A 25,474-nucleotide genomic window follows, 5' to 3' on the forward strand; every position below is an offset into this window, starting at 1 on the left:
ACGGTAGCGGTGGTAAAACAGTGTCGAGCGCGGGCCGAGATGGAATTCTGTAGGGAGTGAGATAATTTAATCACGCAATGGTTAAGTTGCTGAACTTTAGAGTCGTTCTCGGATGCGAATCTGTACCATCGTACTGACAGCCCTGGTCGTGGCGTCGACCGCGACCGTGTGGATCGGGGGGGCCGCCGGGGGGGTGGCCCCGTCTCCCGAGAACGCCTCTGCGTCGGTCGCCGGGACCAACCCCGCGGAGCGGCCCGTCGAGTACCGCCCGGCGGCGGTGACGCCGAACGACACGCGGCACCCCGTCGACGCAAACACGCTGCCCGAGGACGCGGCGGGCGCGAGCGGCGTCGGGACGAGCGCCGCCGGATCGGGCGGTGAGGCCGGATCGACCGACGCGCGCGAGGGCCAGAGGAAATACTTCCTCGCGCTCGACTACGCGAGCGGCGGGTACTACTTCAAGGAGTTCACCCTCCGGAAGGTCGGCGACGGGGTGGAGATCTGGGTCGCGGAGGACCTCGCGTGGTCGTCCGACGACCCGCGCGAGACGCCGCAGGTGACCGACGAACAGCTCGACTACCTCGCGGCGGAGTTCGACGGGAACATCCATCCGACGGAGACCGAGCTGTTCGGCGAGCCCGCCGCGCGCAACGGGACCGAGGCGCTCGACGGGGCGCTCGGCCTGCCCGAGAACTACTGGCGGACCGATGGCCAGGGGCGCTCGGTCGTCCTCGTGGACAACGTCCGCGACGAGAACTACTACGACGCCGACTACCCCAACTACGTCGCCGGGTTCTACTCGCCGACCATCCAGCGGTACACCGACCGCAACGTCGTGACGGTCGACGCCTACGACTGGCAGCACCGTGTCGGTCCGAACGACGCGCCGTGGAAGGAACCGGGCGACGAGCGGAACCTCGCCTACCTCGTCGAGGGCACCTTCGCCCACGAGTACCAGCACCTCATCCACGGGGACCTCGATCCCGACGAGACGACGTGGGTGAACGAGGGGCTCTCGGACTTCGCGGAGTACGCGGTCGGCTACGGCCACCCCGAGGGGCACGTCAGCGCCTTCGAGGCGAGCCCCGACAACTCGCTGGTCGAGTGGGAGGACGAGGGGGCCGTCAACGTCCTCGCTGACTACGGTCACGCCTACCTCTTTCAGCTGTACCTCTACGAGCAGTACGGCGAGGAGGTGATCGCGGAGATCGCCCGGGACGACGCGAACGGCATCGCGAGCGTCGAGGGCGCCCTCGACGCTCGCGGTCACGAGGGCGACTTCTACTCGCTCTACCAGGACTTCACGACCGCGACCGTCACGGACGGCCTCGGGAACGCGAACAAGCCCCGCTACGAGTTCCGCACCATCGACCTCGACGTGAACACGACCGACCCGGACCGGGAGGCCGCCGCGTGGGGTGCCTCCCACACCACCGTCGACGCCGCGGGCGAGGGGCCGGTCGCGGGCGTCACGGTCGACGGCGTCGACTTCACGGGGACGGCCTGGACGACCGCCGCCGACCCGACCGGCTCCGGCGACGACGTCCTCTACAGCGGGCGGGGGAATCTCCTCGACAACCGCGCCATCTTCGCGGTCGACCTCGCGGACGCGGAGAACCCGGCGCTCACCTTCGAGACGTACTACGACATCGAGCGGGCGTGGGACTACGGCTTCGTGCAGGTATCGACCGACGGCGGCGAGACGTGGACCAGCCTCGAAAACGGGAACACCTCGACCGAACTCGCCGACGGCGCGCACCCCGACGTGGCGGCCAACGCCCCCGGCTTCACCGGGAGCACGAACGGCGCGTGGGTGACCGAGGAGTTCGACCTCTCGGCGTACGCGGGCCGGGAGGTACTCGTCGCCTTCCGCTACCGGACCGACTGGGCGGTCGCGAACGAGGGCTGGTACGTGCGCGACGTCGCGGTGTCCGGCACGGACGTGAGTTACGACGGGTCGAGCGCCGCGCCGTTCCGGAGCCTCCGCGAGGTGCGCGAGGACTACGTCGAGTACCAGTTCACGACCGTCGGCGTGACGAACAACGGCAACTACCGCGTCCAGCAACTCGACATGCGGACGTTCGACGCCGGTGACGCCGAGGAGCTGAAGAAGTTCCTGCGCAACGGCAACTTCGAGGAGGTCGTCGTCTCGGCGACGTGGGCGGCCCCCGAGGGGGACACCGGCACCGTTCCCTACGACGTCGACCTCGAATTCAGACAGACCGGGAAGAGGGGCGGGAACGGCGGCGGTAACGACGGCAACGGTCCCGGCAACGTCCCCGGGAGGGCGAAGGGTCGCTGATCGCCGCGGCGGCCAGGACCGACGGCGGCCACGGCACGTCGCGCGGCGTTACGCCGACCGCCGTCTCTCCTCGACGGCCGCGCGGGCGAGGGTTGAAATCGGAGGGCGCGCAACCCCGGGCATGGAGAAGACGCCCGCCGGGTCGTCGGTCGGCGTGGACGACCCCTACGACTACGTCGAGCGGTGCGACCACCTCACCGACGACGGACGCTGCCGGTTCGCGTTCGAGCGCCCCGAGGCCGATCCGCGCTTCGCCGAGGCGCGCCGACTGGACGACTACGCCTGTCCCGTCGCCGAGGGGCGCTGGGAGTGGCGCGACTGTCCGCACATGCGCTGTCGAAACCGCGCGGGGGAGTGCGCCCGTTGCGGGATCGAGGAGGTCCGCATGGCCCACGACCGGGATCGCCCGCTGCTGGAGGAACACCACCTCTCCTACCGCGACGACTCGCACCTCTCCCACGAGATCACGGTCTCCCTCTGTCGGTGGTGTCACTCGAAGGTCCACGCCTCGTGGGCGCGCGTCGACGACGACGACGCGCCGGACCCGGAGGCCCTGGCCGCCCGCGAGGAGCGTCGGGGGCGCGAACTCGCCGAGTTCTCCTTCTCGACCGCGAGCGAGCGCGCCGGGCGGTCCAGCGACGATGGCCGCGACGAGCGCCACGGTCGCGGCGCTCACGACGAGTAGGCCGAACGACCCGCGGCGGGGAGCGTCACCGCCCCGGTACTGTCGGGAGGACCCGCGGGAAACGTTATCTCGTGACAACGAGAGAGAGTGTACGGGGGAGAGAGATGGCAGTGACAACCCGAGACAACATCGACATCGTACGACGGGAGATCGAGGAGGTGTGGAACGGCGACGACAGGGACGCGATCCCGGATTTCGTGACCGAGGGCTTCGTCTACCACAACCCGATGGTGGACGAGGAGATACGCGGGCCGGGGGGGTACCGCCACCTGATCGAGGAGTACCGCGAGGCCGTTCGGGACTTCGAGATGACCGTCGAGGAGATGTTCGGCGACGGGGACCGCGTCGCGACGCGGTTCACGACGCGGGGGACGGTCGAAGGCGAACTCCGCGGCGTCGAGGCGTCGGGCGAGCGCATCGAAGTGACGGGCGTCGTCGTCGACCACCTGAGCGACGGAAAGATCGCGGAGCGGTGGGTCCACGACGACGCGCTCGGCATGCTCGAACAGCTTGGCGCGATCCCCGACAACCGCTAGGCGGTCAGCGCGAACGCTTTCCTTTTTCGCCCGCGAAGGGATAGCATGAGTTCAGCGAGCGCGAGCCGCCTCGGCCACGTCCACCTGAAGGTCCGCGACCTCGACCGCGCGATCGGCTTCTACGAGGCCGTCCTCGGCCTCTCGGTCGGCGAACGGTTACCGAGCTTCGCGTTCCTCTCGTTCGGCGAACACCACCACGACCTCGCGCTGCAGGCGGTCGGACCACACGCCGCGGCCCCCGGCCGCGGCGTCGGTCTCTACCACACCGCCTGGGAGGTGCCCGACGCGACCGCCCTGCGGGAGAGCTACGAGACGCTCCGCGAGCGCGGCGTCGAGGTGTCGTCCGTCGACCATGGGATCAGCAAGGCGCTCTACTTCGACGATCCCGACGGAAACGGCGTCGAGGTGTACCTCGACACGCGAGCGGAGAACGACCGCGATGAGTGGCGGGGCGAGAGCGCCCCGTTCGACCCGACGACCCTCTGACTCAGTCGTTGGAGAGGCCCTCGCCGGGCTCGGCGAGGGGCGACTCGGACAGGTCCGTGAACCCCCGATCCGCCGACGACACCTCGTGAACGAGCGAGACGAGGCGCGACCCGAGGCCGCCGGTGCTCAGGACGGCCGTCTCCCTCGCGGCGTCGTCCTCGATGCTGCTCAGCAGCGCGGCGGCGTCGTCGACGAGGAGGGTGCGGCCGATGGCGCGCCGATCCGTCCCGAGCGCCGGACGGGACGTGACGAACACCTGCGCGCCCGGGACCAGTTGCTCGACGTGGTTGCGGATCTCCTCCGAGGGCACCCTGACCAGCGTCGTCACGCCGCGGTCGAGCGCGACGCGGATCCACGGGATCGAGCGGGCGACGACGCGGTCGTCGTCCTGGACGACGATCACGACCTCGCGCTCGGCGTCGTCGATGAGTTCGCGGCCCCGCTCGGCGACGTTCTCCTCGCCCGTGACGGTCCAGAACTCGTCGTCGTTTCGCCGGGGGGAGACCTGCAACTCGGTGAGGCTGTCGCTTATCGTCTCGATGTGGGAACTGAACTCGTTCCGGAGCGTCCGGATCGCCGTCTCGGTGGGGACGCCCCGGTAGACGCGGGGATTCGACTCCCGGATGTCGACGAGGCCGCGATCCCGCAACTGGTCGAGCGAGTCGTAGACGCGCGAGCGCGGGACGCCCGCGACCTTGCTGATCTCCTTCGCCGTCCCCTCCGAGAGCTGGGACAGCGCGACGAAGCACCTCGCCTCGTACTCCCTGAGACCGAGCTCTTCGAGGGAGTCGACCGCTCGCGTTTCGTGTTCGGTGTTTGCCATGACCAGGGTGCGTCCCTCGGCGTTCGGAGCCCGCCGCGCCTCCGACCAGACCGCTAGGACAGCGAGATTAACCTATGCACGCAAATAAGTGTGCGTCCTGATTATGCAGGTCGCGTATCCCGCGAGGCCGCCGCCTCGTCCGTCGTCGGGCGCGTCCGCGTCGCTCCACTACGGGTAGTCGAGTCGCGGGGGAGGCTGACCGACGCGAAACGGGGAGCGACGGTTTCCGGAGGTTTTTATCGGGGCACCGTCGTAGGTGCCAGCAATGACCCGCATCGTCGTGGTGGATAACCACGGGCAGTTCACCCATCTCGAGCAGCGCGCGCTCCGCGACATGGGGGTGGACGTCTCGCTCGTCGACAACGCCACCCCCGCCGCCGAGGTCGACGCCGACGGCGTCGTGCTCTCCGGCGGCCCCGACATCGACCGCGCGGGCCGCAGCGCCGAGTACCTCGACCTCGGCGTCCCCGTGCTCGGCATCTGTCTCGGCATGCAGGTGATCGCCGACGAACTGGGCGGGCGCGTCGGCGGCGGCGACTACGGCGGCTACGCGGACGTGACCGTCGAGATCGTCGACGAGGACGACCCCCTCGTCGGGTCGCTCGCCCCCGAGACGCGCGTCTGGGCGAGCCACGCGGACGAGGTGAAGGAACTGCCGCCGGGGTTCCGTCTCACGGCCCGCAGCGACGTCTGCGACATCGAGGCGATGGGCAACGCAGAGCGCGATCTCTACGGGGTCCAGTGGCACCCCGAGGTCGCCCACACGGAGGAGGGCGATGCGGTGTTCGAGAACTTCCTCGCGCGCTGTGAGGACTGAGAGAGCCCTCATCCCACGATGACGACGACCCAGGGCGACCTCGCGGACCTCTCGCGGTACATCTTCCGCGCGCCGAACTGGTACGCGAGCGTCGCCTTCTCGCTCATCATCGCCGCGCTCGCCGGCGTTGCGGCCTTCGACTCGCGCTACGTCCTCGAGGACGCCTGGCAGGGCGTCTTCTACATCGGGATCCCGACCGTCGTAGCGAGCGTGCTCACGCCCTGGGTCGACCGCCGCCTCGACGGCCAGTTGACGCCGAACCGCGCCTCCCTGCTCGCGCTGTTCTGCGAGCTCGTCACCGTCGGGATAATGACGCTCGCGGGCGTCGTCGCCATCCTCACGCCCCTCGGACAGCAGTTCGTCTTCGACGCGCTGCTGGTGGCGCTGGCGAGCGTCTTCGCCGTCCGGCTGCTGGTCGTGATGGCCGTCTCGCGCAAGTCGCTACTCATCGCGGCCGTCCCCGCGAGCATCCAGACGCTCGCGGCGGCGCTCCTGCTGTTCGTCTACAGCGGCACGATGACGTACCTCGAGATCGGCGGGCCGATCTTCCGGTCGTACCTCTCACGGCCCGAGCGCGCCCCCGAGGCGCTGTCGCTCATCGTCCCGCAGGACTTCCTCCTGCTCGCCGTGATGTGCCTCCTCTACGGCGGGGCGGCGTGGCTGTTCGTCGTCATCATCGACACGCCGTGGAAGCGCGGGCTGGGCGTTAGCGTCCTCGACTTCGCCCGGGGGTTCATCGGCCACATCGCCGAGGGGACCCGCGAACTCGAGGACTTCTTCGAGCAACTGGGCGAGGAGGCCATCGTTCCCGTCACCGTCCTCTCGTTCCGTCGGATCGAGGACGGCGTCGAGAAGGCACGGTTCGTTCTCCCGATGATCCACCCCGGTCCGATGGGCGAGATCGGGGGCGGTAACCTCCCGGCCCGCGTCGCGGCGAGTTCCGAGGGGATGGCCTTCCCGCCGCACGCGACCGCGGGACACGACTTCAACCTCGTCACGGAGCGCGAGGTGGACACCGTCATCGAGGCGGCGACGCGCGCCCACGAGCGCATCGAGTACGCGCGGACGGCGAGCGAGAGCGTCCGGACGCTCGACGGGGAGGCGTCGATCCTCGGGCAGGCCTTCGGCGACGACGCGCTCCTCGTGGCGACCTACGCGCCCGGCTTCGCGGACGACGTCGAGTACGCCGTCGGCCTCTCCGCGGCCGCCGAGGCGCGCACGACCGGGCTCGACGACGTGATGCTCGTCGACGCGCACAACAGCAACGACGGACTCGACGGCGAGACCCTCGGTCACGTCACGCCGGGGAGCCGTCGGTCGTTCTCGATGATCCAGGCCGCCGGCGAGGCGGGGCGACGGCTCGCCTCCGCGGAGCAGGGGCCGATCCGCCTCGGCGTGGCGTGGGATCGCACCCGGTGGACGCCCCAGGAGGGGATCGGCCCGCTCGGCGTACGCGTCGCGTGCGTCGAGGTCGGCGACCAGCGGACGGCCTACGTCCTCGTCGACGGGAACAACATGGAACCCGGCCTGCGGGCCCGCCTCGTGGCCGCGGTGACCGCCCGGACCGGCGTCGACGAGGCCGAGATGATGACGACCGACACCCACATCGTCAACACCGTCAAGGCGGACAACCAGGTGGGGGCCGCCGTTCCGCACGACGAACTGGAATCGCTCGTCGCCGATCTCGTCGCGGACGCGCTGGCGGACCTGGAACCGGTCGAGGCGGGGATGGCCGTCGAGCGCGCCGAGGTGACGGTCTTCGGCAACGACCGGACCGAGACGCTCGCCAGCCACGCCAACGCGATGATCTCGATGGGCGGGGCACTCGCCGCCGCGTTCATCCTCGTCGTCGTCGCGGTGAGCGTGCTCATCTTCTTCGTCACGTGAGGACGTCGGCCGCTCCGTCCCGCGGTTCGCCGTCGGTCAACGTGGGGATCGTCGTGTGACGATCCGACAAAGTCTCGATCGAGGAGAACCGCCAGTACCTTTATTGCCGTGGTGTGTCATACCATGACTCGTATGGCAACCGCAGACACCGACCTGTTCGACGAGTTCCTGTCACAGCGTGGTCACACCACCGAGCGGCCGAGTTGGGAGCAGGACTATAACAAGAAACAGTGTCCCGAATGCGGTGGTCTCCACGACATGTCCGCCACGGAGTGTACCGTCTGCGGGTGGGCTCCGTAGCCGACGACCGATCGTCGCTCGACGAACCGTTCGGGTTCCTTCTCGAAGTCACGTGACTTATACTGCAGGGAACCGTTCGTGGTCGCAATGACCGACACGCAGGTTACCCGGCTGTTCGGCGGGCCGGGCTGTGGGAAGACCACGGCGCTTCTCGACCGCGTCGATTCGCTCCTCGAGGAGGAGGAGGTCGGGATCGACGACGTCCTCGTCGTCTCGTACACCCGGGCGGCCGCGACCGAGATCCGCGAGCGGTTGGCCGAGCGCCTCGACCGGAACCCGCGCTCGCTCCGCGGCAACGTCTGCACGATGCACGCGAAGGCCTACCAGCTACTCGACCTCTCGCGCGGCGACGTGGTAGGCGAGAAGCACAAGAAGGAGTTCTGCGAGGAGTACGGGCTGGAGTACGAGGACGAGTACGAGGCGTCGCGGCGGCGCTCCTCGCGCTCGACGACGATGGGGAACAAGATCATCGCCACGAGCCAGTGGCTCCAGCGGACCCGCCGCGACGTGGCCGACTGGTACGACGTCCCGTTCCAGTGGGACGTCGAGACGGTTCGGCTCCCCCCCGACATCGACCCCAACGCGCAGACCGGAAACAAGTACACGCCGACGTGGTCGAGCGGCGATGACCGCCTCGACGTGCCCGAGGCCATCCGCGCGTGGCGGGCGTACAAGGGCGACAACGGCCTCGTCGGGTTCGCGGACATGCTCGAGCGCGTCAAGCAGCGGTCGCTGCTCCCGAGCGTCGACTACCTCGTCATCGACGAGTTCCAGGACATCACCACGCTCCAGTACGACGTCTACGACGAGTGGAAGCCGCACATGAAGCGCGTCCTGATCGCGGGCGACGACGACCAGGTCGTCTACGCCTGGCAGGGCGCGGATCCTCACCTGCTGCTCAACGAGGTCGGCGAGGACGTCATCCTCGACACCTCCTACCGCCTCCCCTCGCGCATCCTCAACGTCGTGAACCGCGAGATCGCCCACGTCGTCGAACGCCAGGAGAAGGACTTCCTGCCCCGCAAGGAGGGCGGGGTCGTCGAGGCCGTCCGCGACCCCTCGGTGCTCGACCTCGTGCGGAACATCCGCCACACGGTCGAGACCGACGAGGAGGGCAGCGTGATGGTGCTGTTCCGCGCGCGCTACCAGATGTACCAGTTCGTCGATGAGTTCATCGGCGAGGGGATCCCCTTCCAGGCGCTCACCGACCAGCGGCTCTGGACGGACCGACTGACCGACTACGTCCGCGCGGTCGAGGCCATCGAGGACGGCGACCCCGTGAACGGGCTCCAGGTCCGCCGCCTCGCCGAGATGCTCGACAGCGCCGCCTTCGGCACCGGCGAGCGCGACGACCTCTACGACGCCATCGACGAACGACAGGAGGCGGAGGGCGTCGAGGACCTCACGGCCTTCGAGGTCGACCCCGACTTCGTGAAGGAGCACGCCCCGTTCACGCCCGGCAGGAAGAGCGCCCACGACATGGTCCGGAAGATCACGAACTACCAGAAGCGCTCCGTCAAGGCGTACTTCTCCGGGGGCTACCAGGACGTGGACCGCTCGCGCGTCCGCGTCGGCACCATCCACTCCGCGAAGGGCCGCGAGGCCGACCACGTCTTCGTCGCCACCGACCTCACGGAGAAGGTCGTAGAGCAGATGGCCGCGACCATCGAGGACGAGGGCATCGAGGTGCCCGGCGGCGTCGAGTTCACCAAGACGACAAACCCCGTCCCGACGCTGACCGACAACGAGCGCCGCGTCTTCTACGTCGGCATGTCGCGCGCCCGCGAGCGCCTCGTGCTCCTCGAGAACCTCGTCGACGGCGCGCCGACGCTCCCCATCGACGTGCTGCTGCACAACGAGCCGACCGGCGTGCCGCTCGATCAACTCATCGACGAGGCCCAGGAGCCGCTGGCGACGGTCTAGTCCTCGTCGTCCGGCAGCGCCGTCCCGACCGCCCGCTCCGCGACCTTCGCGGGCACGTCCTGCGGAGTCGTGAGGTACTCCTCGATCAGGATCATCAGCGCCGCGAACGCGAGAAAGCCCCCACCGAGCAGGACATCTCCCGAACGCAGGAACTCGAGTCCGAGCAGCGCGACCGGCGCGGCGAACGCGACGGCGACGGCCAACTGGAGCGTCCCGATGATACCGCGCGCCATGCCCGGTGGTACGCGCCCGAGGGATAAAAGCCAGCGATACCGCTCGGGGAGCGTCGCGCTCTCACTCCCTTCCGGTCGGCGGCGATAGCAACGCTTTGAACGCGCGCCCGCCAAGCGGACGACATGTTCACCGGAATCGTCGAGGAGACCGGCGAGGTCGTCGGCGTCGAGTCGGACGAGGGAGGGAGGCGAATCCGCGTCGCGAGCGGCTTCGCCGCCGAGCTAGATCACGGCGAGAGCATCAGCGTCAGCGGTGCCTGCCTGACGGTCGAGGACCACGACGCGGACTCGTTCGGGCTGTTCCTCTCGCGGGAGACGCTCGATCGGACGTACCTCGGCGGGTTGGAGGAGGGGGATCACGTGAACCTCGAGCGCGCCATGCCCGCCGACGGGCGCTTCGACGGCCACCTCGTCCAGGGGCACGTCGACGGGACTGGCGAGGTGACCCGGATCGAGCGCGTGGGCGACGACTGGACCTTCGGCTTCTCGGTGCCCGCGTCGCTCGCCCGCTACGTCGTCGAGAAGGGGTCGATCACGGTGGACGGGATCTCGCTCACGGTCGCCGAACTCGACCGGGAGGCGGGCGAGTTCGCCGTCGCGATCATCCCGGCGACCTACGACCTGACGAACCTCTCGGCGAAGGAGGTCGGCGATCCGGTCCACCTGGAGGTGGACGTGATCGCGAAGTACGTAGAGCGGATGCTCCGCGATGGCGACGTGGAGAGCCCGCTGCTCGACGGCCCGCGGTGAACGAAGCGCGAAGCGACGACGGCCGGCGTTTCCACTCGCCGCGGACGCGTCCGCCGCTCGCGCCGGCGCGTTGCACCGCGAGCGAGTGCAACGAACGAGCGGACGCGCCGAACGACCGCAGGGAGAGCCGCGGTTTTAGTGGAGGGGTTGCCGGCGAGCCGCCGGCGACGCGTTTCGCGGTCGCTGGCAACTCCTCCTAGCGGACAGGCGACGCCGCGGCGGGGGCAGCTTCGCGGGGCGTGGCGTCGCACACCCGCGAGCGCCCCGCGACGAACGTCAGGTCACACGGACGCTGGTCCCGCTCTCCGATATAAAGGTGCGGACGGTAGACCGGTTTTTATCACCGCCGGCGCCAGCGCGGCAGCCGCGAGCGAACGTAGTGAGCGAGCGGACCGACGGAACCCCCGAAGGAGCGAAGCGACTGAGGGGGTGAGGAGGGTTTTGATCCAGCTTTTGCTGCGCTCGCGTGCCAGCGACACGCTTCGCGGTCGCTGGCGGCTCGCTGGCAAAAGCTGGAGGTGGATTCTACCCGTCGAACTCGGTCGTGTCGACAGGGACGTCGCCGTCCTGTCGTTCGGTCTCCGTGCGGACGGCGCGGTAGGCCGCGCGGTAGCGGGCGATCTTCCGGTAGAGCAGGTAGCCGAAGAAGCCCTGGTAGACGAGCACGAACGCGAGGAAGACGACGAACTGCGGGACGTTCGGGAAGCTCAGGGACACGATGCCGGGGATGAAACTGACCAGCGTGTTGTACGTCGCGTGGATGAACGCGGCGATGAGGAGGCCCTTGGCCACGATGGGGCCCGCGTTCTCGGGGTTGAACTTCGCCAGCCCGAGGTAGTAGCCGGCGAAGGCGGAGTAGATGACGTGACCCGGTCCGGCGAGCGCGCGGAAGGCGGCGGTGCCGCCCGCCACGGCGAGTTGCGCCTCCGTCCCCGTCGAGGGAGACATCTCCAGCCCGCGGTTGATGTAGATGGCGTTCTCGACGAAGGCGAAGCCGAGTCCGGCGAACGCGCCGTAGACCGCCCCGTCCACGACGGCGTCGAAGCGCGGATCGCGGTAGGCGTAGAGCCGGACGGCGAGCAGCTTCACGGACTCCTCGACCGGGCCGACGACGAGATAGAAGAAGAGCACGAGCCCGATCGGGCCGAGAAGCGAGAGCGGGCTGAACAGCGAGTTGATGACGGCGGCGAAGCTGGCGAAGAAGATGCTCAGCGCGAACGTCGCGGTCAGCAGCCAGATCGGCTCGCCGCTGGTGATGTCGGCGTAGTAGACGTACGCGGCGAGCGCCAGCGCCGGGATCGCCGACAGGACGGTGAGCGTCCCGACGAACGGGTCGCTGAGCGCCCCGAACGCGCCGATCGCGACGGTGAAGGCGAGCGCGAGCAGGACGACGATCCACTTGCCGACCGTGACCGCGCCGCCGTAGACCTTGATCGAGAGGCGGTCGAGCGCGCTGCGCGGCTCCCACGTCGCGACGTCGTACAGGTCGCGCGTGTCGTCCGAGCGCGCCTCGACGGGGTCGCGTTCTCCCATGCGTGCCCCACGCGTGCCAGTCCCCTAACTCTAGGCCTCGACGCCGGTTTCGCGGGGGTTTTCTACGCCCGCACGCCAAGCGCGGTCATGCACTTCGACCAGCGAACGCAGGCAGCCCTCCGCGAGGTCGGCCTCTCGACCGACCGGCTGCGGGAGGCGAGCGACCTCGTGAAGGAAGCCGCCAGAGCGGACGCGGCCGCCCTGGAGGCGTTCTTCGACGGCCGCGGGACGGTCTACTCCGACATGGAGGCGGCCCACGGCCCGAGCGGCGTCCGGGAGCACGCGGTCGAGTACCTCGATCTCTACACGCACGCCGCCGACATCCGCGGGTACCTCCGCTTCGACTCGTGGGGCGTCCCCGTCGAGGGAGGTAGACCCCTCCCCGACGGGACCGTCGAGTTGACGCTCGGGCCGACGGTGAACGATCGCGTGCGCTTCGCCGACGACCCCGACGACCTATGAGCGACCGCGACGGCGCGGGCGTCCGCGTCCGGGGGATCTACGCGACGGCGCTGACGCGCCTCCTCCGCGGGGACCACGAGATCGTCCAGGCCTCGGAGCCCATCCGCGGTCGCTTCGACGCCGACCTCCCGACCCGGCCCGCCGCCGTCGCGGTCGAGACGACGTACGACCGGCAGGGCGTCGGCGTCAGCGGCCGCGCCGAGCGGGTCGCGTCGATCGCCGCCGAACTCCGGGGCGTCGGCGTCGACGCCTTCGCGTGGGACGACCCCGCGCCGGAGGGGGCGATCTCCGACGCCGCGGTGACCGACACCCGCGGCGGCGGCGCGGTCCTCGACCTGGGCGACGCCGAGGGGTACCTCCCGTTCGACCGCGCGGACGGCTACGTGGAGACGGGCGACGCGGTCCGCGTGCAGGTCGCCGCGGGCGAGCCGCCGTGGAGCGACCGCGCGCCGGAGTGTACGACGCGCGTCGAGGTGGGGAACGGCCTCGCCCGCCTGGTCCGCGGGGCGAGCGGCGGCGGCGCGAGCGTGGACCTCGCGTCGCTGCTCCCGACCGACCCGCGGGAGGGGTGGGCCGTCCGGTGGGACGAGCGGGCGGACGACGCCGACCTCGACGCGCTCGGGGCCGCGCTCGCCGATCTCGACGAGCGCGCCGAGCGGTTGGACGAGGCGCTGTCTGACGAGGTGGGTGCGCCTCGCCGGCTCACCGACGGGCGCGCGACGGCGTGGGTGTGGTTCGGCCGCGAGTCACGCTTCGCGCTCGACGAACACCGGCGCGCGGTCGCCGCGACGATGCCTGGACACCACCGGACGAAGGCCCACGCGAGCGCGGCGAGCGCCGCCGTCGACTTCGCCGAGGCCGTCTGCGAGCCGGGCGGCGAGTTCCCCTTCGCCGCCGTCACCCGGCAGTTCGGCCCGCGCGAGGGCGACACCGTGGCGCTCGAACACGGCAAGCCTGACGGTCGGCTCCTCGTCCTCGGGCGCGGCGAGGTGACCGACTACGACCCCGAGGGCGGCATCACCGTCGAACGGGAGATGACCCCCGGCGGCCGCTACGACGCGCTCGGCGTCGAGCGGCGGGCGGGCGACGTGGCGATCACGAAGCTCAAGGAGGGGCGCTGGTGGTACGCGACGGTCTACCGCGGGGCCGACGGCGAGCGCCGGGGAACCTACGTCAACGTCTGTACGCCGGTCGAACTCTTCCCCGACGCGGCGCGCTACGTCGACCTCCACGTCGACGTGGTGAAGCACGCGGACGGGACGGTCGAGCGCGTGGACGACGACGAACTCGACGAGGCCGTCGCCGCCGGTCAGGTGACGGAAGCGCTCGCCGAGCGGGCGCGGCGGGTGGCGACGGCCGTCGAGCGGGCGCTCCGCTGACGCGCGCCGCTCACTCGCGCTCGCGGCGCGCGAACCGCCACGCGGCGATCCCGAGGGCGGCCGCACCGCCGAGGACGCCGACCCCCGGTCCCGTGACCCCCGAGCCGTCCCCCCGGGTTCCGTTCGACGAGTCGTTCTCACCGGGGGCCGTTCCGTTCTCCCCCTTCCCCCCGCCCTCGTCGAGCGCCGGTTCGGGGAACGTGTAGAGCGCCTCGGTCGTCCCCCAGTCGAGGAAGTCCGCGCTGCTGGCGACGAAGAACTCGCCCGGGCGGGCGGCCTGCGCCGTCCAGAAGCTGGCCTCGGAGCGATCCTCCCACTCGCCCAGGAGTTCCGGGGACGCGGGGTCGCGCACGTCGTAGAGCTTCACGCCGCCCTGGTACCACGAGGAGTAGAGCCGCCCGGCGGCGAGTTCGAAGTTGTGGGAGGTGGTCCACGTCCCCTGGTAGGACTCGTCGTCGGCGGACGGGGCGGCGATGGAGTGGACGAGCTCCGGGCTCTCGGGCGTCGAGACGTCGTAGAGTTCGATGCCGCCCGGTCCCCCCGCGTCGTCGTTCGGGTTCTGGTCCCACGACTCGATACCGAGGCCGAGCAGCCCCCCGTCGTCGTCGAACGCGACGTAGTGGTCGTTCCCCGGCGGTTCGAACGCCCGGACGGTCACCTCCTGGCCCGAGAGGTCGGTGAGTTCACCCGGCTCCGTGCCGCGCACCTTGACGACAGGCTCGGGACTCGCCGGATCGCTCACGTCCACGAGCCACGTCCCGGCGTCCCAGTAGGCGAGCGCCGCGATCCCGTCCTGCACCCAGAGGTCGTGCAGGTTGAACACGGGGAGGGGGACGTCGAGCCACCGTTCGTCCTCGTCGGCGGGCGACCAGCGGCCGAGTTCGGGCGTCGGAGCGTCCGACGCGAGCGCGTCCGCGTCCACCATCACGAGCGGATTCCCGGGAACGCCGTTGCCGCCGAAATAGAGCACGCCGTCGTGGAAGTAGACGTTGTGGTGGTAGAAGTCCGTCTCGTAGACGGCCAACTGCTCGGGGGCGGAGGGGTCGCTCACGTCGTAGAGGACGGCCGCCTGGAGGCCGTCGCGGACGGGGTTCGCGGGACCCGGAACGACGAGCCGGTCGCCGTCGACCTTCACGTCGTAGATCTGGGTGAGCGGCCCGCCGTCGCGGTCCCCGAGGAGCGAGCGCCGCTCGGCGAGGACGGTCGGGCCCTCGGGGTCGCTCACGTCGACGGCGGCGAAGCCGTCGGTCGTCGCCAGGTAGACGGTGTCCCCGCCGTCGCCCACGACGGCCTCCTTCGTCCCCTCGACTTCGACGCGACCGAGCGGACCGAAGTCGCCCTGACCGACAGCGCGGCCGGAGGCGGCCGAGACGGCGGGGAGGGCGGAGAGGGAGAGCGCGCCGCCGAGCGCGCGGAGGGCGGTGCGCCGCGAGAGACCGCTGCTAGCCATGGCGATATCTCTCCGTGCAGAACGGTAGGCGTTCCGATGACACTGTCATCACGATCAGCGGCGGCCGCTCCCGTCGCCGGTTCCGTCCGTGATGGCGCTGGCGAGCGCGCCGAGGACGACCACGTCGTCGCCGAGCGTCGTGAGTTCGACGTCGGGGATGTTCACCATGACCTGCTCGTCGAGCCGGTCGCGGATGGGGTCGAGTACGACGTCCGGGTTGTTGAGCGTGACCGCCCCGCCGACGTAGACGACGAGCGGGGCGAAGGCGTGACAGAGGTTCGCGACGCCCATCGTGTTCCAGTCACAGAAGCGGTCGATGACGTACTCGGCCAGCGGGTCCTCGTCCGCGGCGGCGAAGACGGCGGCCGCGTCGAAGTCGGGGGCGTCGATCGGGAGGTCGGTCGGCACGTCGTCCGTCTCGTGGATCAGGCGGGCGTACCGGGGGATGTTGTTGCCCGAGCAGTACGCCTCCCAGTGGCCGTCGTGCCCGCAGCCGCAGGTCATCCGACCCGCCGGGTCGACGGTCATGTGGCCGACCTCGCCGGCGTTGCCGTCCCAGCCGCGCAGGACGTGTCCGTCGACGCAGACGCCCGCCCCGATGCCGGACGACAGCGTCAGGTACACCATGTCGTCGGGGTTGCGTTCGCTGAAGTAGCGCTCGCCGATGACGCCCGCGTTCGTGTCGTTGTGCAGGTAGACCCGGTCGCTGTCGACGAGGTTCTCGAGCGGCCCCGTGAGCGGGATGCGGTCGATCGCCTCCGGGAGGTTCGCCGGGTTCTCGACCGTCCCCTCGGTGAGGTCGAGCGGACCGAACGACGCGATCCCGGCGGCGCTCACCCGTCGGGGGGCGATCCCCGCGTCCTCGCACGCCCCGCGGACCACCGAGAGCACCGCCTCCGTGACCGCGATGCCGGTCGGTCCGTCGGGCGTCGGTTCGCGACCGCGACCCAGTATCGTCGCCTCGCCGTCGGCGACGACCGCCCGGACGTTCGTCGCCCCGAGGTCGACGCCCACGTAATAGGCCATTACTCGGACACGGACGCTCGCCGCACTTAAAATTCAAGAGATTATTTCGACAGCGGGTGAAAACGTCACGCGGCGCTGCCCGGGCTCCCGTGCGCTCGCGTCGTCGCCCTCGGCGATCCACTCAGTCGAGCGCGTACTCCTCGGGGATCACGAACGGCGGCACGCGCTGCCCGTCCACGTCGACGAAGCCGCACTCCTCGCCGAGTTCGAGGGCGATCCCCCGCCCCGCGTTCCGACTCGCGCCAATCACCCGACGAACACGCCCCGGGGACGCCCGGCAGTATATACCCCGCGTGGCCGAAGGGGACGCATGATCCAGCCGGATCTCTCGGGGCGCACGGCGCTCGTCACGGGGAGCTCCAGGGGCATCGGTCGGGCGCTCCTGCTCGCGCTCGCGGACCGCGGTGCGGACGCGGCCGTCCACTACCACACCAGCGACGAGGCTGCCCGCGAGACGGCCGACGCGGCACGCGAGCGCGGCGTCGAGGCGACGACCGTCCGCGGCGACGTGACCGACCCGACGGCGGTGGACGAGCTGTTCGCCGGCGTCGAGGCCGACCTCGGCGCGCCGGACGTGCTCGTGAACAACGTCGGCCGGTTCGCGCCGGAACACTGGGCGGAGATCGACTGGGCGACGTGGAACTCGGTGCTCGACACGAACTTCAACGCGACCGTTCTCTGTTCGAAGCGCGCGCTCGGGCCGATGCGCGAGGGGGGGTGGGGACGCATCGTCAACGTCGGCTACGCGTCGAGCGAGAGGGGCCTCGTGAACCCGAAGAACTTCCCCTACTTCGTGGCGAAGGCGGGCGTTCTCATGTTCACGCGCATGCTCGCCGCCGACACGCAGGACGACGGGATCACGGTCAACGCGATCTCGCCGTACGTCGTCGAGAACTCGGAGGAGTTCCCCGAGGAGGCCCCGCGCGGCCGGTGGGCGACCTACGACGACCTCCGGCAGGCGCTCCTGTTCTTCTGTGACGAGGGGAGCGAGTACGTGAGCGGCGAGAACGTCGAGATCGACGGCGGATGGCTCCCGGAGGACGTGTGAGTCGAGGGACGATTACGCGTCCTCGGTGGTGGCGAGGAGGGTCGGACTCTCCTCCGCGCGCGGTCCGGAGAGACCGATCGATCGAACGTGAAATCCCAGATCCGACAGGGCATCACGAATCGTCTCGGTGTTCCCGTGAGGCTCGACGCAGACGACGCGACAATGGTCGGCCGACAACGACCGCCACAGACCGCGAATCACCGCGGGGGCAGCACCCTCGACGTCGATCTTCACCACTGTCGGCGCAGGTATCTCTCCCGCCTCCACGAGGGCGTCGCCCGGAACAGCATCGACGGACACCACATCGATCCGATCGCTGGAGACGTCGCGAACGAGCGATCCCTGTTGGCTACCTGCCTTTCTCGTGTTCAACACGCTGAACGTGACTGTTCCCTCGCTGTCCGAGAGGGCGACCTCCTGGACCGTCGCGCCGACGCCGTTCACCTCGATGTTTCGACGGAGCGACGCGAGATTTGGCGGATACGGTTCGAACGCAACGACCTCACCCCCGGGGAGAGCGTCGCCGATGAGGCAGGTGTACGTGCCGACGTTCGCGCCGACGTCGTAGAACACGTCGTCGGGTTCGAGACGGTCTAACAGTGCCTCGATCACCGGTTGCTCCTCACCGGCGATGGCGTTCACGACGCGGTACTCGGGATACGTCGATATCGGGAACGAGGCGCTCGCTCGACCGACTCGAACGGCGACCTCGTCGTCCACGAACGGCTGTAACACGCGCCAGTAGGCCTCGCGCGCGTACGGCGTCGCGTTGGTGGCCTCCATCACGCTCCTCACCGGCCCTCGGTACAGGTACGACGGTGCCGACTTTATTCCATTAGATAATTCTCTGATCATATCCTTGGGAGTGTTATTCGGCAATCTCATTTAACCTTTGCTGCTCTGGCACTCCGAGTGCGACTGTCGTGGAGAACGGCAGGGCGTGCTTTCAGCGTCGTCGAGACCACCGGCGAAGTCCTCGCTCACCACGACGGGTCAGTTGACGCTGCTGGTTTTCCGCGCGAGTGCCTCGATAGCGACGGTAACTGACGTCCCCGGTCGTTCCGACGGGGATCGCGAGGACGGCCACTGACGGGACAGTTTAACCCGCCCGGCGAGCGTAACGGGGAACGACCGGCGCTCCGCGCCCGCTCTCGCCGCAGATGGACAGCTACGACGCCGACGCTGACAGGACGTCCCACCGGGCGCGCAGCCCGTCCGACGGTAGCGCCGCGACCGACCGCCTGCGTCGCGGGTGGGCGGCGGCCGTCGCCGCGGGCATCGTCGCCCTCGTCGGCGGGGCGAGCGCGCTCGCCGTCGCCGGACCGCCGGGGACGGGCCTCCGCTGGCTGGTCGGTGCGGGCGCGCTCCTCGGTGCGGAGGCGGCGCTGCTGTGGCGCGCGCTCGGCGACAACCGAACGAGCGCCGGGGGACCCCTCCTGCCCACGCTGGGCCTGGCGAACGCCCTCACGCTCGTCCGCGGCCTGGCGCTCTCGGGGGTCGCCGGCTTCCTCCTCCTGCCGCCGCCCTCGGGGGCGCTCGCGTGGATCCCCGGACTGCTGTACGGGACGGCGGTGCTGCTCGACCAACTCGACGGGCGCGTCGCCCGCGGGCGCGGGCGGACGACCCTGCTCGGCGTGCGACTGGACACGGCGTTCGACACGGTCGGTCTGCTGGTCGCGCCGGTGCTCGCCGTGCGCTACGGGCAGCTCCCGGTCTGGTACCTCGCGGTGAGCGCCGCCCGCTACGTCTTTCTCGCGGGGCTCTTCCTGCGCCGGCGGCGGGGGCGGCCGATCGCGCCGCTGCCGGAGCGACCCGTCCGCCGGGTCCTCGCGGGCGTCCAGATGGCCGTCGTGAGCCTCGCGCTCCTGCCGGTGCTCGGCCCGCCGACCACGACGGTCCTCGCGACGGCGGCGATGCTCCCCTTCCTCGCGCAGTTCGCCCGCGACTGGTCGGCGGTGACGTCCCCCGAGGCTACCGGATCGACCCCTCGATGAGGTCGGGGATGCGCTTGCGCACGAGGGCGTAGACGGTGGCGACCGCGACCCCGGAGAGGCAGAGGTAGCGGACCACCCCCGGGAAGAGCAGGATTCCCGGCGTGGCGAAGAGAGCCGTCAGCGCGAGGTCCTCCGGCGCGCCGTCGTAGCGCACCCACCGGCGGGCGACGAGCCACCGCCCCGCCGGGTGGAGGTAGACCGCGCGGTCGGTGGTGCGCTCCCAGGGGCGGAGTTCCTCGCCCGCGCCGAGGACGTCCGAGAGGGAGTGGACCGCGGCCGCGAGGAGGAAGCACGCGAGCGCGACCGACCCCGCGGCGGGGGCGACGACGGCCCACGCCAGCGCCGGGAGCGCCGCCACCCAGTAGAGCGCGGGGAAGTGCAGCGTCCGGCGGTGCGCGCCCACCAGAAGATCGAGGTCCGGGAGGACGCCGCCCGCGAGCGCGGCGAGCGCGCCGACGGTCGCGTGCTCCGGCGCGAGGACCACCAGCGACGAGGCGAGCGCCACCCCGACCGCCGCGTGGGTGGTGACCATCATCGGCGGGAGATGACGCCCGCGGGGTAAGTACTCGACGGCGGTACCATCAATACGATTAGGTGTGTACTGTCGTGGCATGGTAACGACCACCGCAGACGGGTTCGCGTTCGACACGAGCACGCTCTCGGGTCTCCACTGGGCCGCCATCGCGCTCGCGGCGCTGTCGGGCGCGATCCACCTCCGGCTGGGCGTGCAGTTCCTCGCCGAGCCGATGGGAATCGCGTTCCTGCTCGCCGGCCTCGGCTTCTTCGGGGCGATCGCGCTCGTCCTGCTCGACTACCGGCGACGGCTGGTCTACCTCCTCGGCATCCCGTACACGGCGGTCCAGATCGCCCTCTGGTACCAGGTGAACGTCGTCGACCTCGGCAAGACCGTCGGCGAACTGGGCGTCGTCGACTACGTAGACAAGGTCGCGCAGGTGCTCCTCCTCGCGCTGCTCGTCGCGCTGCTGCTGCGCGACCGCTAGGGGATCAGGAGCGCTCCGAGAGCGGCGTACCGAACGCCGGGGGAGCGCCGCCGCCGTCGGGCGCCACGACCGTAGCTACGCCGCTGTCGGCGTGGCTCCTCGTCTCAGTTCTCCTCCAGCGCGTCGATGGCGACGGCGGCGGCGATGATCGCCTCGCGGGGGGCGTCGCCCGCGTCGCCGACGCGCACGTCATAGACGTCCCGCAGGGAGAACCGCTCCTCGATGCTCCCGATGACCTCGCCGTTCGGTCCCACGACGGAGTAGGAGTGCGGGAGGAGGCCGAACAGCCCGGAGACGCTCTTCAGGGCCATGACGAGGGCGCTCTCGGACTCGATGCGCGCCCAGAGGACCCCGTCGGGGCTGCGGACGTTGTACACGTGCGTGAACAGGGTGAACTCCTTCTCGATGACCGCGAAGACCTCGCCCGTGGCCTCGTCCTCCAGCGCGTAGTTGCCCGACACGTCGAGGAGGTTCCGCGCCTTGATCCGGAAGACGACGTTCCCCTGCGGGTCGGTGAAGGGGAACTCCTCCTTGAGCTTGAAGCGCTTCTTTCGCCCCTTGAGGACGACGTTCCCGCTCGCGTCCTCGACGGCGTACTTGCTGCGGATGTAGCTCTGTTTGATGACGTACGCGTCGCTCGAGAGGTCGATGCCGCCGATGACGTCCCGGCCCGTCGTATCGCTCATGACGACGATTCCTGCGCCATGCGTAATAAGTCTCCGGCTCCGACGGGTCCGTGTCGGTCGACCGTCGGACGCGAATGGCCGGAGTCACCGATCCAGCGCCGCGCGGACCGCCGGTACGATCCCCCGGAGCGTCCGGTACTCGAGGAGGGCGAAGCCGAGGAAGATGACCGCGAAGCCGGCGACGGTCGTCGCGGAGACGACCCGATCGAGCAGCGTCCACGAGAGGACCGTGGCGACCATCGGAACGGCGTAACTCACGAGGGTGGCCTCGATGGGGCCGACGAGGTCGAGCAGTTCGAAGTAGGCGTTGTAGGCGATCGCGGCGCCGAAGACGCTCACGTAGCCGACGGTCGCGAAGGCCGTCGGCGTCCACTCGACGGCCGCGAGCGACTCGCCCGCGAGCGCGCTCGCCGCGTGGACGACGAGCGCGCTCACCGGCAGCGCCCACGCGACGACGGCGATGCTCGGGATCCCGGCGTCCGCGCGCTTCAGGAGGGTCGTCCCGAACGCGAGCGCGAGCGCCCCGCCGAGGAGCACCACGCGGCCGCCGACGTCGCCGCCGAGCAGCGACGACGGGTCGGGCTGGACGACCAGCCCGACGCCGACCAGCCCGAGCAGCAGGCCGGCCAGCCCGCGGTACGACAGTTTCTCCCCGGGTAGCAGCGCCAGTGCGAACGCCGGGGTCAGGACCGGCGCGAGGCTGAAGACGACGGACGCGACCGCGCCGGGGACGGTTCGCTGCCCGAGAAACAGGAGCGCGTTCGTCAGCCCGATGGCGAGCAGGCCGGCGACGAGCACCGCCGCGATGTCGCCGCGGGTGCGGGGACGCCACCGCTCGCGCGTGACCGCGACGTAGGCGAGCAGGAACGCCGCCGCGAGGTCGAACCGGAGGGCGAGAAACAGGAGCGGCGGGAAGTACGACAGCCCGACCTCGACCGCGACGAACACGCCGCCGAACGTGGACGCGGCGAGGACGAACAGCCAGAGGCGACGAAACGGCCCGGCGGTATCCATTCGTTCCCGGTTACGGACAGGGCGGATAAAGCGCCCGCGTCACCGGACGGTATGACCGCGAGCGTCGGCGGTCCCGCGAGACGGAAACGGTCGACGGCGCTCGACCGACGCGTTCGCGCCGCGTGCCGGTCGCGCCCGGACCGACAGCGTTTCACCGCTCGCACACTTGACGCAGATGATGAAGGAGTTCATCGAGGTCCGTGGGGCTGAGGAGCACAACCTCAAGGACATCGACGTGCAGATCCCCCGGGAGTCGTTCACCGTCGTCACCGGGCTCTCGGGATCGGGGAAGTCCTCGCTCGCGTTCGAGACGATCTACGCGGAGGGGCAACGCCGCTACATCGAGTCGCTCTCCGCCTACGCCCGCAACTTCCTGGGGCAGATGGACAAGCCGCAGGTCGAGACGGTCGAGGGGCTCTCGCCCGCCATCTCGATCGACCAGAAGAACGGCGCGAACAACCCCCGCTCGACCGTCGGGACGGTCACCGAACTCCACGACTACCTCCGCCTGCTGTACGCCCGCGTGGGCACGCCCCACTGCCCCGAGTGCGGCCGCGAGGTGGGCGAGCAGAGCGCCCAGAACATGGTCCGGCGGATCCTCGAACTCCCCGAGGGGACCCGAGCGAAGCTCGCCGCCCCCGTCGTCCGCGACCAGAAGGGCGCGTTCGCCGACCTGTTCGACGACCTCGTGGCCCAGGGGTACGCCCGCGTCGAGGTCGACGGCGAGGAGTACGACCTCACTGTCGAGCGGCCCGAACTGGACGAGAACTACAACCACACGGTCGACGTGATCGTCGACCGCGTGAAGGTGTCGGCGGAAGCCCGCTCGCGCATCACCGACAGCGTGGAGACCGCCCTGTCCGAGGCCGACGGGGCGCTCAAGGTGATCCTCCCCGACCCGCCCGAGGGCGTCGAACTGGGCGGCGCGGAGGCGCGGGCGACCGGAGACCTCGCCGGGGAGGACGACGACCGGCTCGTCGTCACCTTCTCCGAGGACCTCGCGTGCACCCACTGCGGCATCGACCTCCCGGAAATCGAGACGCGCAGCTTCTCGTTCAACAGCCCCCACGGCGCGTGCCCCGCCTGCGACGGCATCGGCGTCACCAAGGAGGTGGACGAGGACCTCGTCGTGACCGATCCCTCGAAACCCCTGCGCGACGTCTTCGAGCCGTGGAGCTACTCGCGGTCGTACTACCGCCGGCAGCTCGACTCCGTGGCGGCGCACTTCGGCGTCTCGCTCGACACCCCCTTCGAGGAACTCGACGAGGAGGTCAGGGACGCGTTCCTGCGCGGCACCGACGAGGACGTGCTGTTCAAGTGGAACACGAAGAACGGCATCCGCCGGAAGGAACACCCCTTCGAGGGCGTGATCGAGAACCTCGAACGGCGCTACGTCGAGACCGACAGCTCCCGCGCCCGCGAGCACATCGAGAGGTACATGGCGGCGACGACCTGCTCGGCCTGCGACGGGACGCGGCTCAAGCCGGCGTCGCGCGCCGTGCTCGTCGACGGCACCGCGATCACCGAGGTCAACCGCCTGTCGATCGGCGACGCGCTCTCGCACTTCGAGCACCTGGAGGCCGACCTCACCGACCGCGAGCGCACCATCGCCGAGGAGATCCTGAAGGAGATCCGCGCCCGCCTCGGGTTCATGTGCGAGGTCGGGCTGGACTACCTCACGCTCGACCGCGAGGCGACCACCCTCTCGGGCGGCGAGAGCCAGCGGATCAGGCTCGCGACGCAGATCGGCTCCGGGCTGGTGGGCGTGCTCTACGTCCTCGACGAGCCCTCCATCGGCCTCCACCAGCGCGACAACGACCGCCTGCTCAACACGCTGGAGGAACTGCGCGACCTCGGGAACACGCTGATCGTCGTCGAGCACGACACCGAGACGATGTACCGCGCGGACACCGTCGTCGACATGGGGCCCGGGCCCGGCAAGCGCGGCGGCGAGGTCGTCGTCAACGGCGACGTCGAGGAGGTGATGGCGACCGAGGCGTCGATCACCGGCGACTACCTCGCCGGGCGGAAGCAGATCCCCGTGCCCGAGGAGCGCCGCGAACCGACCGGCGCGCTCACCGTCCGCGGCGCGCGCCAGCACAACCTCCGCGACCTCGACGTGACGGTGCCCCTCGGCACCTTCGTCGCGATCACGGGCGTCTCCGGCTCCGGGAAGTCCACGCTCCTCCACGAGATCCTCTACAAGGGGCTCGTCCGCCGGATGAACGACACGGACGTGACCCCCGGCGACCACGACGACATCGAGGGGATTGAGGAGATCGAGAACGTCCGCCTCATCGATCAGTCGCCGATCGGCCGGACGCCGCGCTCGAACCCCGCAACCTACACCGGGGTCTTCGACTACGTCCGCGACCTGTTCGCGGAGACGAAGCTCTCGAAGCAGCGCGGCTACGAACCGGGCCGCTTCTCGTTCAACGTCAAGGGCGGCCGCTGCGAGGAGTGCGGCGGGCAGGGGACGGTGAAGATCGAGATGAACTTCCTCTCGGACGTGTACGTCCCCTGCGAGGAGTGCGACGGGCGGCGCTACAACGACGAGACGCTCGACGTGACCTACAGGGGGAAGACGATCGCCGACGTGCTCGCGATGGACGTGGACGAGGCCCACGCGTTCTTCGAGAGCCACACGGGCATCCGCCGGCGACTCCAGTTGCTCAAGGACGTCGGCCTCGGCTACATGCGCCTCGGCCAGCCCTCGACGACGCTCTCCGGCGGCGAGGCCCAGCGCATCAAGCTCGCCGAGGAACTGGGGAAGAAGGACACCGGCGACACACTCTACCTGCTCGACGAGCCGACGACCGGCCTCCACTCCGAGGACGAGCGCAAGCTCATCGACGTGCTCCAGCGCCTCGTCGACAACGGCAACACGGTCGTGGTCGTCGAACACGAGCTCGACCTCGTGAAGAACGCGGACCGCGTCATCGACCTCGGGCCGGAGGGCGGCGAGAACGGCGGACGCGTCGTCGCGCAGGGGACCCCCGAGGAACTCGCCCAGGACGACGACTCCTACACCGGCCGCTACCTGCGCGACCTCCTGCCGACGGTGGAGCTGGAGGGACCGCGCGCGGATCGCCCGGCAGCGAGGGTCGCGGGCGACGACTGACCGCGGCTCGCTCCCCGC

Annotated in this window: 25 protein-coding genes; 15 read left to right on the forward strand and 10 right to left on the reverse strand. The window is 70.1% G+C overall.

The features are described from left to right. Positions 1 to 112 precede the first annotated feature (112 nt). The 4 genes from P1K31_RS09455 to P1K31_RS09470 all read left to right on the forward strand — a co-directional run bounded on the left by P1K31_RS09455 (position 113) and on the right by P1K31_RS09470 (position 4,009). Positions 113 to 2,302: a M6 family metallopeptidase gene (locus P1K31_RS09455; protein ID WP_276303084.1), complete on the forward strand. Its 2,190-nt coding sequence runs from the start codon at positions 113 to 115 to the stop codon at positions 2,300 to 2,302. A gap of 121 nt (positions 2,303 to 2,423) precedes the next feature. Then, positions 2,424 to 2,987, forward strand: a complete 564-nt coding sequence (locus tag P1K31_RS09460) for a DUF7097 family protein (RefSeq protein ID WP_276303085.1) — start codon at positions 2,424 to 2,426, stop codon at positions 2,985 to 2,987. Between the two features lie 104 nt (positions 2,988 to 3,091). Next, entirely contained in the window at positions 3,092 to 3,523 is a 432-nt protein-coding gene (locus P1K31_RS09465; protein WP_276303086.1) for an ester cyclase, read from the forward strand. Between the two features lie 45 nt (positions 3,524 to 3,568). Beyond that, positions 3,569 to 4,009, forward strand: coding sequence for a VOC family protein (locus tag P1K31_RS09470; RefSeq protein WP_276303087.1), 441 nt, complete (start codon positions 3,569 to 3,571; stop codon positions 4,007 to 4,009). Between the two features lies 1 nt (position 4,010). On the opposite strand, the gene P1K31_RS09475 is transcribed toward P1K31_RS09470, so the two are convergent. Beyond that, positions 4,011 to 4,832 (reverse strand): TrmB family transcriptional regulator, encoded by an 822-nt coding sequence (locus P1K31_RS09475; protein WP_276303088.1) that lies wholly within the window; start codon positions 4,830 to 4,832, stop codon positions 4,011 to 4,013. Positions 4,833 to 5,097: 265 nt separating this feature from the next. On the opposite strand from P1K31_RS09475, the gene P1K31_RS09480 reads away from it, so the two are divergent. The 4 genes from P1K31_RS09480 to P1K31_RS09495 all read left to right on the forward strand — a co-directional run bounded on the left by P1K31_RS09480 (position 5,098) and on the right by P1K31_RS09495 (position 9,759). After that, complete coding sequence (locus P1K31_RS09480) at positions 5,098 to 5,649, forward strand: GMP synthase subunit A (protein ID WP_276303089.1); 552 nt, start codon at positions 5,098 to 5,100, stop codon at positions 5,647 to 5,649. Positions 5,650 to 5,667: 18 nt separating this feature from the next. Further along, complete coding sequence (locus P1K31_RS09485; protein WP_276303090.1) at positions 5,668 to 7,536, forward strand: DUF2070 family protein; 1,869 nt, start codon at positions 5,668 to 5,670, stop codon at positions 7,534 to 7,536. Between the two features lie 132 nt (positions 7,537 to 7,668). Further along, the gene (locus tag P1K31_RS09490) at positions 7,669 to 7,836 is read left to right on the forward strand and encodes an HVO_0416 family zinc finger protein (protein ID WP_276303091.1); all 168 of its coding nucleotides are present in this window, start codon (positions 7,669 to 7,671) and stop codon (positions 7,834 to 7,836) included. 87 nt (positions 7,837 to 7,923) lie between these two features. Next, on the forward strand, positions 7,924 to 9,759 hold the full coding sequence (locus P1K31_RS09495) for a UvrD-helicase domain-containing protein (RefSeq protein WP_276303092.1): 1,836 nt from the start codon (positions 7,924 to 7,926) through the stop codon (positions 9,757 to 9,759). On the opposite strand, the gene P1K31_RS09500 is transcribed toward P1K31_RS09495, so the two are convergent. Then, positions 9,756 to 9,992 (reverse strand): DUF7533 family protein, encoded by a 237-nt coding sequence (locus P1K31_RS09500; protein WP_276303093.1) that lies wholly within the window; start codon positions 9,990 to 9,992, stop codon positions 9,756 to 9,758. The genes P1K31_RS09495 and P1K31_RS09500 overlap by 4 nt on opposite strands. Before the next feature lie 123 nt (positions 9,993 to 10,115). Here P1K31_RS09500 and P1K31_RS09505 point away from each other — a divergent pair, with 123 nt between their 5' ends. Continuing rightward, the gene (locus P1K31_RS09505; protein WP_276303094.1) at positions 10,116 to 10,742 is read left to right on the forward strand and encodes a riboflavin synthase; all 627 of its coding nucleotides are present in this window, start codon (positions 10,116 to 10,118) and stop codon (positions 10,740 to 10,742) included. 525 nt (positions 10,743 to 11,267) lie between these two features. Here P1K31_RS09505 and P1K31_RS09510 read toward each other — a convergent pair. Continuing rightward, positions 11,268 to 12,275: a PrsW family intramembrane metalloprotease gene (locus P1K31_RS09510; protein WP_276303095.1), complete on the reverse strand. Its 1,008-nt coding sequence runs from the start codon at positions 12,273 to 12,275 to the stop codon at positions 11,268 to 11,270. Positions 12,276 to 12,362: 87 nt separating this feature from the next. On the opposite strand from P1K31_RS09510, the gene P1K31_RS09515 reads away from it, so the two are divergent. Continuing rightward, a complete protein-coding gene (locus P1K31_RS09515; RefSeq protein WP_276303096.1) occupies positions 12,363 to 12,737 on the forward strand; it encodes a DUF7532 family protein in 375 nt (124 codons plus the stop codon). Continuing rightward, complete coding sequence (locus P1K31_RS09520; RefSeq protein ID WP_276303097.1) at positions 12,734 to 14,116, forward strand: ribonuclease FAU-1 family protein; 1,383 nt, start codon at positions 12,734 to 12,736, stop codon at positions 14,114 to 14,116. The genes P1K31_RS09515 and P1K31_RS09520 overlap by 4 nt, the downstream gene beginning before the upstream one ends. A 10-nt stretch (positions 14,117 to 14,126) precedes the next feature. Here P1K31_RS09520 and P1K31_RS09525 read toward each other — a convergent pair whose 3' ends face one another. The 3 genes from P1K31_RS09525 to P1K31_RS09535 all read right to left on the reverse strand — a co-directional run bounded on the left by P1K31_RS09525 (position 14,127) and on the right by P1K31_RS09535 (position 16,842). Further along, positions 14,127 to 15,566 carry an LVIVD repeat-containing protein gene (locus tag P1K31_RS09525; RefSeq protein ID WP_276303098.1) on the reverse strand — a complete coding sequence of 480 codons (1,440 nt, stop codon included), beginning with the start codon at positions 15,564 to 15,566 and terminating at the stop codon, positions 14,127 to 14,129. A 54-nt stretch (positions 15,567 to 15,620) separates the two neighbouring features. Continuing rightward, entirely contained in the window at positions 15,621 to 16,592 is a 972-nt protein-coding gene (locus P1K31_RS09530; protein ID WP_276303099.1) for an ROK family protein, read from the reverse strand. A gap of 121 nt (positions 16,593 to 16,713) precedes the next feature. Then, on the reverse strand, positions 16,714 to 16,842 hold the full coding sequence (locus P1K31_RS09535) for a hypothetical protein (RefSeq protein ID WP_276303100.1): 129 nt from the start codon (positions 16,840 to 16,842) through the stop codon (positions 16,714 to 16,716). A 60-nt stretch (positions 16,843 to 16,902) separates the two neighbouring features. Between P1K31_RS09535 and P1K31_RS09540 the strand changes: the two genes are divergently transcribed. Then, positions 16,903 to 17,640, forward strand: coding sequence for an SDR family NAD(P)-dependent oxidoreductase (locus P1K31_RS09540; protein WP_276303101.1), 738 nt, complete (start codon positions 16,903 to 16,905; stop codon positions 17,638 to 17,640). 12 nt (positions 17,641 to 17,652) lie between these two features. On the opposite strand, the gene P1K31_RS09545 is transcribed toward P1K31_RS09540, so the two are convergent. Next, a complete protein-coding gene (locus tag P1K31_RS09545) occupies positions 17,653 to 18,423 on the reverse strand; it encodes an FkbM family methyltransferase (RefSeq protein ID WP_276303102.1) in 771 nt (256 codons plus the stop codon). A gap of 377 nt (positions 18,424 to 18,800) precedes the next feature. Here P1K31_RS09545 and P1K31_RS09550 point away from each other — a divergent pair, with 377 nt between their 5' ends. Continuing rightward, positions 18,801 to 19,634: a CDP-alcohol phosphatidyltransferase family protein gene (locus P1K31_RS09550; RefSeq protein ID WP_276303103.1), complete on the forward strand. Its 834-nt coding sequence runs from the start codon at positions 18,801 to 18,803 to the stop codon at positions 19,632 to 19,634. Here the strand turns inward: P1K31_RS09550 and P1K31_RS09555 are convergent. Beyond that, the gene (locus tag P1K31_RS09555) at positions 19,612 to 20,169 is read right to left on the reverse strand and encodes a metal-dependent hydrolase (RefSeq protein ID WP_368410801.1); all 558 of its coding nucleotides are present in this window, start codon (positions 20,167 to 20,169) and stop codon (positions 19,612 to 19,614) included. The genes P1K31_RS09550 and P1K31_RS09555 overlap by 23 nt on opposite strands. A 76-nt stretch (positions 20,170 to 20,245) precedes the next feature. Between P1K31_RS09555 and P1K31_RS09560 the strand changes: the two genes are divergently transcribed. Then, complete coding sequence (locus P1K31_RS09560) at positions 20,246 to 20,635, forward strand: DUF7475 family protein (protein WP_276303105.1); 390 nt, start codon at positions 20,246 to 20,248, stop codon at positions 20,633 to 20,635. Between the two features lie 104 nt (positions 20,636 to 20,739). Here P1K31_RS09560 and P1K31_RS09565 read toward each other — a convergent pair whose 3' ends face one another. Beyond that, positions 20,740 to 21,321 (reverse strand): LURP-one-related/scramblase family protein, encoded by a 582-nt coding sequence (locus P1K31_RS09565; RefSeq protein WP_276303106.1) that lies wholly within the window; start codon positions 21,319 to 21,321, stop codon positions 20,740 to 20,742. An 84-nt stretch (positions 21,322 to 21,405) separates the two neighbouring features. Further along, entirely contained in the window at positions 21,406 to 22,335 is a 930-nt protein-coding gene (locus P1K31_RS09570; RefSeq protein ID WP_276303107.1) for a DMT family transporter, read from the reverse strand. A 175-nt stretch (positions 22,336 to 22,510) separates the two neighbouring features. On the opposite strand from P1K31_RS09570, the gene uvrA reads away from it, so the two are divergent. Next, positions 22,511 to 25,456 carry an excinuclease ABC subunit UvrA gene (uvrA, locus tag P1K31_RS09575; protein WP_276303108.1) on the forward strand — a complete coding sequence of 982 codons (2,946 nt, stop codon included), beginning with the start codon at positions 22,511 to 22,513 and terminating at the stop codon, positions 25,454 to 25,456. Positions 25,457 to 25,474 lie beyond the last annotated feature (18 nt).

It is taken from the genome of Halomarina halobia, from assembly GCF_029338575.1.
Classification (GTDB): domain Archaea; phylum Halobacteriota; class Halobacteria; order Halobacteriales; family Haloarculaceae; genus Halomarina; species Halomarina halobia.